The 13,829-nt window shown below is 54.1% G+C and carries 9 protein-coding genes; 6 read left to right on the top strand and 3 right to left on the bottom strand.

Going from position 1 to position 13,829, the window contains the following annotated elements; translation table 11 throughout:
• Nucleotides 1–11: 11 nt before the first annotated feature.
• On the top strand, nucleotides 12–182 hold the full coding sequence (locus JAO29_RS05420) for a hypothetical protein (protein WP_334267166.1): 171 nt from the start codon (nucleotides 12–14) through the stop codon (nucleotides 180–182).
• 587 nt (nucleotides 183–769) lie between these two features.
• Here JAO29_RS05420 and JAO29_RS05415 read toward each other — a convergent pair.
• Nucleotides 770–895 carry a hypothetical protein gene (locus tag JAO29_RS05415; RefSeq protein ID WP_334267165.1) on the bottom strand — a complete coding sequence of 42 codons (126 nt, stop codon included), beginning with the start codon at nucleotides 893–895 and terminating at the stop codon, nucleotides 770–772.
• Between the two features lie 159 nt (nucleotides 896–1,054).
• Between JAO29_RS05415 and JAO29_RS23430 the strand changes: the two genes are divergently transcribed.
• The 5 genes from JAO29_RS23430 to JAO29_RS05395 all read left to right on the top strand — a co-directional run bounded on the left by JAO29_RS23430 (nucleotide 1,055) and on the right by JAO29_RS05395 (nucleotide 9,739).
• On the top strand, nucleotides 1,055–1,936 hold the full coding sequence (locus JAO29_RS23430) for an ATP-binding protein (protein ID WP_442886313.1): 882 nt from the start codon (nucleotides 1,055–1,057) through the stop codon (nucleotides 1,934–1,936).
• Nucleotides 1,937–2,016: 80 nt separating this feature from the next.
• Entirely contained in the window at nucleotides 2,017–3,570 is a 1,554-nt protein-coding gene (locus JAO29_RS05410; protein WP_334267164.1) for a sigma-54-dependent transcriptional regulator, read from the top strand.
• Nucleotides 3,571–3,711: 141 nt separating this feature from the next.
• Nucleotides 3,712–6,042 (top strand): DUF1800 family protein, encoded by a 2,331-nt coding sequence (locus JAO29_RS05405; RefSeq protein ID WP_334267163.1) that lies wholly within the window; start codon nucleotides 3,712–3,714, stop codon nucleotides 6,040–6,042.
• 9 nt (nucleotides 6,043–6,051) lie between these two features.
• On the top strand, nucleotides 6,052–7,398 hold the full coding sequence (locus JAO29_RS05400; protein ID WP_334267162.1) for a DUF1501 domain-containing protein: 1,347 nt from the start codon (nucleotides 6,052–6,054) through the stop codon (nucleotides 7,396–7,398).
• A gap of 871 nt (nucleotides 7,399–8,269) precedes the next feature.
• Nucleotides 8,270–9,739, top strand: coding sequence for a pyocin knob domain-containing protein (locus JAO29_RS05395; RefSeq protein WP_334267161.1), 1,470 nt, complete (start codon nucleotides 8,270–8,272; stop codon nucleotides 9,737–9,739).
• Here the strand turns inward: JAO29_RS05395 and JAO29_RS05390 are convergent.
• The gene (locus JAO29_RS05390) at nucleotides 9,699–13,127 is read right to left on the bottom strand and encodes a TonB-dependent receptor (RefSeq protein WP_334267160.1); all 3,429 of its coding nucleotides are present in this window, start codon (nucleotides 13,125–13,127) and stop codon (nucleotides 9,699–9,701) included. The genes JAO29_RS05395 and JAO29_RS05390 overlap by 41 nt on opposite strands.
• Before the next feature lie 293 nt (nucleotides 13,128–13,420).
• Nucleotides 13,421–13,783: a DUF2237 family protein gene (locus JAO29_RS05385; RefSeq protein ID WP_334267159.1), complete on the bottom strand. Its 363-nt coding sequence runs from the start codon at nucleotides 13,781–13,783 to the stop codon at nucleotides 13,421–13,423.
• Between the last annotated feature and the right edge of the window lie 46 nt (nucleotides 13,784–13,829).

Below are 13,829 nucleotides of genomic sequence, written 5' to 3'. Positions count from 1 at the left end.
CAAGGGCATAGGTGAACTTAGAAACCCGACGTGCCAAAGCTGCGGAGAGGAAGGCAGATTTGTTGCCGATGCTCGAAGACATTCAACAATCTGGTGTCACCACGCTGCTGGGCATCGCTGCCGAATTGAATGAGCTTGGGGTGACCACAATACGTGGGGACAATGGACAGCAACGCAAGTAAGACGCTTGCTGATGGACTGAACTTCAAACCCTGAACATCCATGGAGCGGCCCGGCTTGGCGGGGCTTTTCTGTGCCTACGATGCGTATTCGGGGGTGCATCGATATGCCTACGTGATGGTTAGCCGAGGTTCTGCACGAATTACAAAACCGTTATGTAATGGACTACTCTGCCTTACACGCCTCCCTAGGACTCAAATGTGCGTTCCCTCGCCATAAGCCTGAAGAAGACCAGGGCATACCCTGTCCTGAAACTTCTCGGATGGGTTTCCGCGCTAGGTAGTTCTGGAATGGGCTGAGGAGTTGATGCCGAATGAGACTTGCGGCACACGACTCATCCCGCCTTGTGGGGTCGAGGGTTTAGGCAGTTCTGAAGCAGAGTCTCCTTCTGGCAACGCCTTTTCACGCGAACTGGCTTTGTTTTCGACGAAGCTTTGGACAGCTGTAAGCGCCTTGCTCACAATATATTTGGGTATGTTTCTGGACTGACCAACTTCAGCATCATTACCGTTGTGATCGTGATGAGAACAAACGCAATGTTTATCAGCCGTCCCGCTCCCATTGTTTCATCATGGCCATAATGTCTTTATCAGATCTCTCCGCGCCCACGCTCGAAGAACATCCCTATGTTCGGTGGTTTGCCTTCGGGCTTGTAGAGTTGCCCCCGGTCGAGTTCATCACGGCGGGCGACGGATTCGAGTTGCCATTTCTGCATGTCTACAACTTTCAGGTAAAAGTGTGGCGGTTCTTCCTTGGGAGATTCCCATCTGTCGCTGAAAAGCTGGATTTGATAACGATGTGCTTTGAGAACAGATCTCGAGAACGTTCCAATTTGGGAGACAGATCGAATAAAAAGCTTGCCTCGTAACCATCTATGGAGTTACTAAAGTATGTAGACAGTAGTAAAAATTACCCTGTTGAACGTAAAAATTACCTGATCAGGCGGAAAACTGCTTCTAAATTTGCGGAGTTCAAAATGCAGCCATTGCGGAGTTGTACGGCTACCCAGGATTCTTGCGTGTACGGATTAGTCCCATCCCTCGCCCCTTTCAACCAGCACTCATCCCCACTGCACGTAGGCACCGGATCAGCAGAAGGTGCACGGCTTGCCCATGATGCCGGGAATTTGTTGAGTGCGCTTAGCCTTTATGCAGAGTTACTTGCATATCCAGGCGTGCTCTCAGCGGAACACCGCTCCTACGCTGATGAGATTAAGACTTTAGCGAATCGCTCCCACACTCTGATCGAACGGCTCGCCGGTTACAGGCGGGTATATGCTTGCGAGCCCGAGACGACTGCTCTTCCTTCCCTACTCAGCGACTATAGCGGCCTACTGAAGAAGGTTGTCGGGCGGCCGATAGAAATATCGATTGGACCGTTCGCGGATCAAGCAATAATGGTGTCCAGCGAAGCGGTTGAACGTGTACTCCTAAACCTGACAAAGAATGCAGCGACGGCCACACATCCTTCGGGGAGGATCAGCGTTAGTGTGGAGGGAAGCCGGAGTCGGGACGAATATGGTCGTGGGCACGTTGTCCTGACTGTTACTGATGATGGTCTCGGGATGAGTCGGGAGACTCTACGAAATGTTGTTCAAGCTGCGCCGATATCCAACAGGGAAGGAAGAGGTCTTGGACTGCAGATCGTTCGCGAGTTGGTTGCAAAATCCGGAGGTCTCCTCGCAATTCAGAGCTATCCCGGTCGTGGCACGACGGTTTCAGTTAAGTGGTTTACTGCACGTGTGGAAGCAGCATAGCAGCCATCCGTTAGACCGTTATCGCGTGGAGAGCGGGATAAGCTTGAGTTTAGATAGCAGAATACGAGGAACGCTAGGGAATGCACACGATTGATGCTGAAGATCTGGAGTTAGATATCAATACACTCTCGAAGGTCTTTTTCGATGTCCAAGCGAAAGGTATTGCACCAGCGGAGCGTGAACAAATAAAAAGGCCACTCACAGAAGGAGAAAGGCTGCACGTCTTAGTCGTCGATGACGACCCCCAGGTCCGTAGAGCTTGTCATCAGATATTGAAAACCAAAGGTGCTCAAGTATCTGACGCTGGGACCCTAAAGGAGGCTGAACTGCTACTGCAAAAGCAGAGTGTCGATCTTCTCTTGTTAGATCTGAAGCTCCCGGATGGCGGGGGACTGACCCTCCTCGAAAAAACGAAGGTGCTTTTTCCGAATACCGCAGTAGTGGTCATGACAGCCTTCGCGACGGTTTCGTCTGCGGTAGAAGCGATGCGGATAGGCGCACGCGATTATTTAACGAAACCATTTGCTTTGCAAGAGTTGACCACCGTGCTAGAGCGGGCGGGCCAGCGGGCGCATTTTGATCAACAAAGCAGGTTACTGCGAGAGAAACTGGGTTCGCGGAATGAACCGAATGCTCTCATAGGTAACTCAGTAGAGATGGGGAAGCTCCATCGCATTATTTCCAGAGTTACTTTTTCAACACATCCAGTCTTGATTGTCGGTGAAAGTGGAACGGGTAAAGAGGCGGTAGCGCGAGCGATCCACTTCAATGGACCAAATGCGGCGAAACCCTTTGTCTGTGTGGAGTGCCGCCCAGCAACTCAAAACATCATCGATGAAGACCTATTCGGTCGCACGGAAACCACAATTGCGGGTAGAAGTGTCGGAAAACCCGGACTGCTGGCGTCGTCGGAAGGAGGCACTTTATTCATTGATGAAATCAGCGAGCTTTCGATGCAATCACAGGCAAAACTTGTGCGTGCTCTACAGGAAAAAGAAATTAACTTAGCGGGCGCCACTGCACCCTTCACCGTACGTGTGCTCGCGGCAACCAGTTGTGATCTATCTGCAATGGTAGAACTAGGCAGATTTAGAAGAGATCTTTTTTTTCGTTTGAATGTAGTCAATCTTAGAATTCCACCTCTACGCGAGCGAAGAGAGGATATCGCATTGCTTGCAACGCACTTCTTAGCAAAGGCTGAGCAACAAACGAAAGTGCAGCGCACCCTTTCCGATGACACGTTGAATGCAATGTTTGGATACGAATGGCCCGGCAACATACGAGAGCTGGCGGGTGCGATTGAGCGAGCCTGTGCGCTGTCTGAAGAGCCGGTACTGGACTTGGGTTATATGCCATCACCGCTCCAGGAGTTCAGGCTGTCGCGAACCGCAAAGGAGCAAATCGAATCCGAACCGAACGAGATCCAAAGTAGAGAGAACGAAAAAAAAAGCACAAACGAAGATGAGATCATCACCATCTCGGAGCTGGAGAAACAAGCAATTCTCGGGACTATTCACCGGCTCAACGGCGACAAGCTGTTAGCTGCTAAATTGTTGGGCATCGGGAAGACCACTCTGTACCGAAAGCTCCGGGAATATGGAATAGAAGGATTAATTGAAAACTCGGCCGTCTGAGCACGATTTGTTACGTCGCCTTTACAACTGTACGTATCATTCCTCTCGCTGGAGAACAGGCCTCCGGGGTAGCACGTCCGTAATCAAAACGCCACAAGGAAGCACTACTACTTCCATATAGCACAGTCGATATGTCCCTACATGTGGACTCATATCGGCAAAGTTGCAGCGAAGATCCGGCGGGAAAAAAAGCACATCGGTTCGGCATCGCTTTGTATTGTCCTACACGCTGCGTTTTCGGCGATATTGAGCGGATGCGCTGGCGGCAGTGCGTCTCATTCCTCTTCCCTTACCGTTTCGGCGAGTAGCGAAACAGTGCGTGCGGGCGACACGATCTCTTTTTCTGCACAAGGGGAAAGTTCCGGGGCAGGACAATGGAAAGTTCTTGGAGCGGTGACAAACGGCACCATTGACGGAAGCGGATTGTTTCACGCACCTGATGCGGTGCCACGGCCCGCGACAATCACCGTAAGCTATTCAGTGGGAGACAGGACAGCGACTCACGCTATCCAAGTTATCAATCCGACCCCAGCCATAACCGGTGTCTCACCCAATACCCTCAGGATGGCATTTAGTAACGTCGGCATCACGGGCCACAAATTCGTTGCGGGCGCGCAGGTATTCGTCAATGGATTGGCCGTACCAACTACCTTCGTCAATTCTGCCAGTCTTCAGGCTACAATCGCTATTTCGAGCTCGTCATCGCAGCTCAGCCTAACGGTGAAGAACCCCGAACCGGGGTCCAGCACGAGTCCCCCTATCCTATTACCTGCCGCTCCCCAGTCGGTAACGATCTCTCCATCTGTAGTCACCGGGGGGGCTGTAGCACTGACTATTTCGGGGATTGGATTCTCAGCTGATCTAGCGGCAACTCTCGATGATCGGCCTCTCGTTTTAGCCTCCTCTTCTGATTCCACTGTCGCTGCAACAGGTTATCTTCCTCCATGGCACACAGGGACATCAATCGCCAGAATTTATTCCAAAAGCACAGGAATCGAAGTTGCAACGATCCAACTTCCAATCGTTCCAACAGCTGTCTCTTTCGATGTGGCGTCTCGCTTCTTAACGCAGGCTGGGTTTGGACCGCGACCAGATCTTGTTCAACATATTCAGGCAGTTGGGCTGAGCGCCTTCATCTCTGAACAGCAGTCCATGCCTCCACAGCCATATGCGTGGTCAGATCCAGGAGTGATAACGATCATCGAGCATTCAGTGCTCGGACCGAACCCTCTGCGCCTGCGCGTGGCTTGGGCTCTACAGAGCTTTTTAGTCAGAAGTGGCATCTCTCAGCAGGGAACGAACTACCCGTTCGAACAAAAAATGGAAGCAGATTCCACAGGGAACTTCCGGGATTTATTGACCGATGTCGCGTCCGATACTTCGATAGCACAGATGCTCACCTTAGCCGGCAATGTTGCCCCAAAGGATCCAGCCCAGCACCCGAATCAGAACTTCGCGCGAGAGCTTCTCCAGCTCTTCACCATTGGACCGTCCTTACTAAACGAAGACGGCACAATCCAAACAAATCCAGACGGCTCACCGATTCCTGCCTATGACGAAGCCACAATCCTTGACCTAAGTAGAATTTTTACGGGCTGGAACTATGGGCCCTCGGTCGATCCTCACTATACGTTCTACGGGATAGACTGGAGCGCTCCTCTTGTAGCGAATGATAGCCAACATGACAAAGGTCAAAAAACGCTCTTTGGCAATATCACCATTCCTGCAGGCCAATCAACCACCCAGGATCGGGAACTGGCACTAGATGCAATATTCGCGCACCCAAACCTTCCACCATTTATAAGCCGAATCCTTATTCAGCGCCTGGTCAAAGACGATCCGTCCCCCCAATACGTAAAGCGAGTGGTAGGTGTTTTCAAGGATAACGGACACGGAGTTCGTGGAGATTTAGCGTCAGTCGTAAGGGCAATCCTGCTCGATCCTGAAGCTCGCGCTGGAGACGGCGATCCATCTCCCTCTGACGGATTCCTCCAAGAGCCTTATCTCTTCCAGCTATTCGTCATGAACATCACTGGCTGGACAAGCTCGGATGCACAGGCAGCCTACTTACCCTGCAAATTGGACGAGTGCATCTTCAATCCCAAAACCGTCTTTGGATTTTACAGTCCCTCATACCGGATTCCGGGAACGTCTATCAACAGCCCAGAGTTCCAACTGTTGAATGACGTGACGATTATCAATCGAAGCCAAACCTTGTGGGCAATTCTGACAGGGCAGCAGGGCGGGTTCAGGCGAATTTCTAACTCTGTTTGGTTGACCCAAAACTTCCCTAAGATTCCAGATCTGGTGGATGCCCTGAATCACTTGGCCTATCACGGACAAATGTCGATAGAGGAACAGCAGCTTATTGTGAGTTACTGCAATCAGCTTCAAACGACTGATCCTCTTCTTCCGATTGAGTCGGCTATATTTCTGGCGCTAAATGCCGATAATTTCAGCGTGAGTCACTAGGAGCCAACCATGATTACGCGTAGAGGTTTTATCAAGCTCGGTACACGCGCGGGAATCACCGCTGCAACGATGCCACTGTGGTCCAACGAGATATCTGCGAGGGCTTTTGCTCAATTGCCTTCAGCTCAGTACAAAGCTGTCGTCGTTGTCCACCTGAACGGGGGTAACGATGGAAATAATACAATCGTGCCAATTTCGTCCGCGACCTATAATCAGTATTCACTGCTGAGGGGTAAGGTCTCTCTACCTCAATCGTCTCTTATCCCACTCGACGGGACAGGCAACTCTGGATTTGGCCAGGTTGGGATGCATCCTTCATTGATCAATATTGCAAAACGCTTCAATCAGAGACAGGCCGTTGTTGTTGCGAATGTGGGCCCCATGGTTAAGAAATTGACGAAAGCCGATCTGCTAGGCAGCATCTCTCTTCAACCCCAAGCACTTTTCTCACATCCCGCCGGTTCTGCCCAATGGCAAAGCGCTACAACATTGAGTCTTCCCGAGACTGGCTGGGGAGGGCGCATAGCGGACATTTACTCGGGTCAATCAGGGTATCTTCCACCAGCCTTTACCGCTTCGGGGAGCTCTATTTTCACCGTCGGTCGGACCGTGCAAGGAGTTGCGATTCAAGCACAAGCGAAGAGTGCTAGTGGCGCGGTCGCAATTCCCGCCGCTCTCCAAGCCGCGGTTCGAACTCTTGCTCAGACTGACATGCAAAGTGAGAATCTGATGGTCGCTCAAGTGGCACGTTTGCGTGAATCATCGATGGCCGAGCAGGCTCTCTTGTTACAGGCATCCGAATATGGTTCCCAGCTCACTCCAACATTCTCCACAACTGCGCTCGGAGCGAGCATGAAGATGATTGCTCAAATCATCAATGGGCGCAGCATCATTGGCCCATCTCGACAGTTGTTCTACTGTGTTCAAGAAGGCTATGACACTCATCAGCAGTTGGTCGCGAATCAGGCTGCTAACCTTGCGGATCTCGATGAGAACATGGGAGCATTCATGGACGCTCTGGACGAGATGGGACTAACGAATCAGGTTCTCATCTGTACCCATTCAGACTTCAACCGAACGATGCAAAGCAACATCAACTTAGGATCCGATCATGGCTGGGGCAACCACCAAATTCTTCTAGGCGGAGGAATCTCCGGTGGCCGCGTTCTTGGTGATTTCCCCGATCTGGAATTGGGAGGCAATTCCGACTTTGGAACTCAAGGATTGTGGATCCCTACAACCTCCGTTACGCAAATGACTGCGGGTATTGGCTCCTGGATGGGCCTCACCGACGCTCAATTGAGTTCGGTCTTTCCAGACCTCTCCAATTTCTCGGGTCATTTGCAGTTTCAATGAGTACTCGCCCGCGGCGATGAAGAAGAGGGAGTACATCAGCCATCCGGGTAAGAAGGTCTATTCGCCGTGCACGGAATTAGTGTCACCGATGCGTATGCACCTGTTCCAAGGCCGGGCAGGAGGATGAGGTCACTATCCCCAAACATCATACGGCCGTTTGGCAAAGCGACTAGACACATTTCTTCCAAATTCGACAATAGTTTTCTGAAGTTACCAATCCCTAACCCTATCGCGTTGGAAGCTGGCCAAATACCAACTCTTGGGAGTGCCTCCGTAGGTAGATAGTCTCAATCTCGCAAGTCTCCGCGCAGTGTCTATCCACTCGTGTGTCGCGATTTCACGAGTTGAGCAGGAGCCGGACGCACAGTCGGGAAAATTCTCCACATCTCAAGCAACAATCGGGACCGTGGATTGGGTGCAGCGCTGAAAGGAGCAAAATCGGCCGAGAGCCGGTCTGCGAGCTTAGGCAGTCCCTCCATACTGGTGTCCAAAATCGGATTGCTGCCAGCGTGGGTGCAAACGAGGGTGCAGTATGGGTGCAATAAGCGTTGTCACGGGTTGTTTCCCGTTCCATGACGCATTGCTAAATCAGGCTAAGCTGCCGGAATTCCGTAATGAGGGCATCCTCCGAAGCTGTAGGTCAGAAGTTCGAATCTTCTCGGGCGCACCATTTCTTCCCTTTGATGCCTCCGGCCAGGGCTGTCCTGAGGGATCCTCCCCCAAATAGCAATGTAAGAAGCGAAATCTCGGTCGCACGGTCGGCCAGTTCCAAAGACATCTGGCAGATTCTGGCAGCGCTCGGGTTGCGGTTCACTGTTATGTGTGTAAATAGGTCAGAGATTCACATGATCGTCGCAGGAGTATTTGTCTTATGAACACATTCTTAGCGGGCCTCCTTCTTCTCCTCTTCTCGCAAATTATGTATGGCCAGAGTCAGTTAGCTGGTCAGCGGACTCAGCAGTCTGAGTTGGCATCTTCCAAAGCCTCTCCGGACAATGTCCGCTATGCTTCGAGTTGTCCCGGGACAGATATAGGAGCGAGGATCAACGCCTGTGTTGCGCTGCTTCCTGCGGACGCCAAGGGACATAAGACAGGAACGATCATTCTGCCGAATACCAATGCTGATACCTCATACGCAAAGTGGAGCACCGAGGCACGCATTGGACCGGGTGTTTCTCTGATTGGACAGGGAGTCTACGTCTCGCACTTCGACTGCACGGCCCAAATCTGCCTTCTAGGAGATGCCAGCGATCCCGATGGAGAGTATGGGTTCACGGTGTCCACATCAGACTACTGGACCGGGTTTTCGATTACGGGCGCCGGGAACAAGATTGCTGGACAGGAGATTATCGCCCTCTATGACCGGATCAATCTCACCGTCATGAACGTCTGGGCGGATGGTAGTTACAGCCGTACGGGTTCCTGCATCCATCTCAGGACGAAGAACTATTGGACGGAGAGAAACACCTTTATCTCAGTGGCCACATACTACGGTTGCAAGATCGGCTGGAGATTTACAGCGGACGCCACAAACCCGAACCCTCTACCCTCTTTCGGGTACAACCGGTTTCTTGATATACGTGCCAATCCCAATGATGTGGTGGATCCCTCTGGCGAGACGGCCGTCTCGATCGAGGACAACGCTTACTTCTACAATTCAACGGTGAGGCTCACGGTAAACGTGGATACTCACGGCGGCCCTCGCAACTCGATCGTTGTGCACCTTCAGGACACCGCGAAGTTCTTAGCCAACGAACTTCATCTGTCCGGTGAGGGCCCCGCGAAGTACCTGATTGATCTCTCTTCCTCCCACAACGCATTTGTCTACTACGGACAAATCAATTTCGCCAATGCAACCAATCGATTTACAGCCGGCTCGGTGGTGACGCATTATCTCGATGACGGGGGAAATGGACCGGCGGTCCCGATCACATCCTGGAATGGGATTGAGTCGCTCCAGCCGGTAGAGCTTCCCTCTGGAACGAATCTGGACACGGTCAGTTCCTGCGGGTACTTCACAGGAACCAATCTGCAGAATGCACCCTCCGTTGTTGGGTCGCACCATCTCCGCATGGAGACAATCTGCGGCGGAAATCCGAATACCTACCGCACCCAAATCGCTTACCAGATGGAGAATACGGACGGGAAGCCCAGGGTGTGGCAGAGAGTAGAGGATGCGGGCAAGTGGGGAGCATGGAGGGAGCAGGCCTGGATGGACCAGCAATGGGACTCTCCACCGAAGGTGAACCATACCGTCTGCGTAAAGAATGCTGGACCTCCAGTTGCGTTGGGCTACTGCTCTACGCAGCCGGACGGGTCTGGGGCCTGCAGGTGCAACTAGATCTTCGAATGATCAGAGCAAGAAAAGAGGCTCCCCATGATAGGAGCCTCTTTTCTGTTTTGAAGACGCAGTTAGAAGAAGAGCTTGGCTGCGAACTGGAACTGGCGAGGCCCATAGAGAGTACCCGACGTCTGGGTGGAGCTCCGAAGGGAGTAGCAGTGTAAGGAACGATCCTTGCATTGCCACCTGCCACGGCAGGAGCGGCGAACGAATAAGCTGTCGAGTTGACGCCGAGTATCTGGCGCTTATTGGCCGCGTTGAAGGCCTCCATCAACACCTGGAGCTTGATCGCCTCATGGATGGGGAAGTCCCTCGACAGGCGAGCATCGACATTACGCAGGCCGCCGTAGACATAGGCGTTCCGGGGAACGAACGGTGCGCGGCCGAAGGCTGAGCCGGGCGAGTTGTTGAGGTTGACGGCAAGACCGGTGGCGGAGCCATCCAGACCTCCATAGGCTGCGCCTGCCGATGACGGATTATTCGACATGAACGCTGTCAGGGGGATGCCGGACTGCGCAGTGAATGTACCGGAGAGGGTCCATCCGTTTACGAAGGGCCGCGCATACATGGGCACCGTGAAGTTCGAGGTCGCCACCACGCTGCCTACGAAGCGCGAGCGCATATCAAGATCGGATCTCGCATATTCGCGAGTCAGGTTGATGCCGCTCGAGTAGTTGTTCTTCAGATTGAAAGGATCAAGAATGACGTTGGTTCCGTTGAACGTGCCGTTGACTCCGGAGACCTGGCCGTTATCCATGGCCTTGGCCCAGGTGTAGTTGATGAGAAGCTCGACACCATGCGCCATGGGCTTGCGGATCGAGACGGCCATGGAGTGGTACCAGGAGTTGAGTCCGCTGAAGCCGGCGAGAATGCTGCCGTCGTTGGGTGACGGACGCGGTGAACTGGCGGGCGAGAAGGGTACCGTGACCTGCTGGGCCAGGGTTCCAGCGGCGGTGTAGACATCGTAGGTGCGAGTCGTCGTCGGGGCTGGCTGGTTTACGTCGATGAAGTAAGGCAACCGGAGACCGCGGGTTCCAACGTACGAGATAGACAGGGAGGAGTGGAGAGGAAGCTCCTGCTCGACGCCAAGGTCCATCGAGTGTGTGAAAGGGTTAGAGAAGGTGGGGCTGAGACCGCGGAAGGAGATCGTCGGCAGTGCGGCGTTTCCGAGACCGACGGCTTGCGGAGTTGCTGCTCCAGCGAAGGGTGCAGCCAGCGCCGGACCGGGAGGCGTGAACAGAACGTTTGGTGCAGCAGGAGCACCTGCGGCAGTTGCACTGGAGAAGTTGTACTGCTGCTGGAAGACGCCGTTTTCTACGCGCAGAGCATAGAAAGTGGAGTTTGAGGTCAGGCCATAGAACATGCCATAGCCGCCGCGGAAGACGGTTCCGGCCTGAGGGGACCAGGAGAAGCCTACGCGGGGCTGAACCATCTTGTAGTTGATGTTGATGGTGTTGGTGTAGAACTGGCCGAGCGGGCTGGGCTGTCCGTTTGCGCTGGTGATGTAAGGACGAGGCGGCTGTGGGACAAGCTGCGTGTCGTAACGAACGCCCGCAGTCAAAGTGAACGACGGCGCGAGCTTCCAGCTGTCCTCGGCGAAGACCGACAGATCCTTGTTCCAGAAGTCGTCGCTGCCGGGAACCTTGCTTAGCAGGTCGGCGACCTGGGTGAAGTTCTGATAGTGACGGGCACCGTTAACTCCGTAGACGTCCTGCACCCAGTCGGTGAAGTTGGTGGCGGCTGCAGTAGCACCTGAGCCGCGGGAGTAGGTGTAGTTGCCGTTGCCCTGGAAGAGATTGGCGATGTACTCGTGGATAAAGTTGAGGTCGACACCGGCCTTGAGCGAGTGCTTGCCCCTGGTGACAGAGTAGACATCCGCTATCTGCCAGCGATGCTCATCCGGGAAGGCAGGACGAGGCAGCGCTAGATTGCCGCCATAACTGAAGAGGCCACTGATAGTCGTCGCGGGACCAGGCGCGTTCGAGCCCGTTGTCTCCAGATCGCGCGACCACTGGAAGTGAAGCGCATTGGCTGAGTTCGAGCTTACGACAGACTCCCAGTTGGCGACGAAGAAGCGCTCGTGGAAGTCATTGCGGCCGTTGGAGGTGTTGGAGTCGTTGTTGCGGGTGTTGTCAGTACGATAGCCGTTCGGAAGCTTGAAGTTCTGCCAGTTGAAGCTGGCCGACAGGTGGTTGCGATCGTTGAGCTGATAGTCGAGGCGCGGGAAGAAGATGTCCTGCGTGGTCGTGCGCGGAAACGCAGTCAGACTGTTGGTGATGTACTGAGCCGCAGCGGTGCACTGTCCGATGGAGAGAGGAGCGGGGCACGTATTGACCGGCGCACCGTTCGCCGTATAGGTGTTGCTTCCGTACTGCAGAATCGTCGCGCTGGGGATGGACGAGGTGAAGAGAATCGGGTTCACCTTGCGGAAGCCGTCATAGGTGAAGAAGTAGAAGAGCTTGTCCTTGATGATGGGACCGCCAACCGAACCGCCAAACTGCTGCTGCTGGTGGACCGTCGGCTGCAGAAGGAAAGGCTGTTTGTTCTGCCTGCCGGTGAACTTCGCGAATGGATCGAGCGCGTTCAGCGAAGGATAACGAAGATAGTAGAAGAGGTCTCCGTGGGTGACATTGGTGCCGGACTTGGTGATCGCGTTGATCTGTCCACCGGCAGCCTGGCCGAACTCTGCCGAATAGCCGGAGGCAGAAGACTGGAACTCCTTAATGGAGTCCTGAGAGAAGACGTAGGGCGCGCCGAGCGAACGTCCGCGAGCCTCGGAGAAGAAGGCTTGCTGGTTATTGGTTCCGTCCACCAGGTTGGTGTTGTAGAGTCCGGAGACACCGCGATAGGAGATGAGACCGGTATTGCCGTCGGGGACGACATTGGGGGTCAGGAGTACAAAGTTGTCCCACCGGCGCCCGTTGACGGGAAGGTTGGAGACCAGCTGGGTTCCCACGGTCTGGGAGACTTCGGACCGCTCGGTGTCGATGAGCGGAGAGGCGTCTGTGACGGTGATCTCAGATGACGCCTGTGCTGCAGGAAGCGCAGCATCGACCGATAACGTCTGACCGACGGTCAGGACGAGGTTCTTACGGTCGATCTTTCCAAAGCCGGGGCCGCTGAAGATGATCTCGTAGTGGCCGGGCTGCAGAAAGGCGGAGGTGAAGTCTCCATTGCCGCCGGTGGTGAGCGTACGCGTGGCACCGGTGTCGTTGTTCATGATGGTGACGGTTGCGCCGGGAACAGCAGCTCCGCTGGGATCGGTGACGGTGCCGGTGATGTTTCCGACCGCAGAGGTCTGCGCCGCAAGGGGGAGGGCGGCAGACAACGCGAGGGCGGCCGTGGCCGCCAGAGAGAGAAGGCGTTTACACGCAGGGGAATAGCTCATTTGAGTTACTGGCTCCTTGAAAACGACACCTCTGAAAAGCGGTGTGTGAAAAGAGAATTTGCCTCTGCCGAACGGCTGTACGATCTGCCGAAGTTGCGGTACAGATATGGCCCAATCCTGAAAACTTGTAATACTTCTACGGTCAAGCCTTAAAGGGTCGGCTGTCAAGTCGATACGCACGCAATTAGCAGCGTCCGGAGTATTCCCTCCAGGTGACACCTCGGTTCGGGAGCGACTGAGCGAATCCTGAGCTATGGCCCTAAATTCTGAAACTACGGTCTTGCGGGAGACAATTAGTGCAGTGTTTCCGGGATCACGGCGTAGCGAATGAGAATCTCAAACGGAACGACCGTCAGGGTAGCCTCGTGGGTCGCCTCGAGGACGATGGGACACGCTGCGCCCGCCTGCTCAACCTGAAGCCATCGGGCCGCGCAGACGCACCAGCGGTCGCCGGGTTTGAGGCCAGCGAATCCGTACTGAGGCATGGGCGTGCTGAGGTCGTTCCCAAGGAGCTTTGAGACGCGCAGAAAGTCTTCGTTGACAATGCAGCAGATGGTGTGGACGCCGAGGTCTTCCGGCCCCGTCTCGCAGCATCCGCTGCGATAGAATCCGGTCACCGGCTGGCTGCCACAAATCTCGAGAGGCTGTCCGAGCACATTTCTGCCTCTGTCTCTGGTCCGTTCTTCGGTAGGTTCAGTCCCT

The organism is Edaphobacter sp. HDX4, from assembly GCF_036877565.1.
Taxonomy (GTDB): domain Bacteria; phylum Acidobacteriota; class Terriglobia; order Terriglobales; family Acidobacteriaceae; genus Edaphobacter.
The sequence above is the reverse complement of the archived record's forward strand: the minus strand, read 5'-3'. Positions and strand labels throughout refer to the sequence as shown.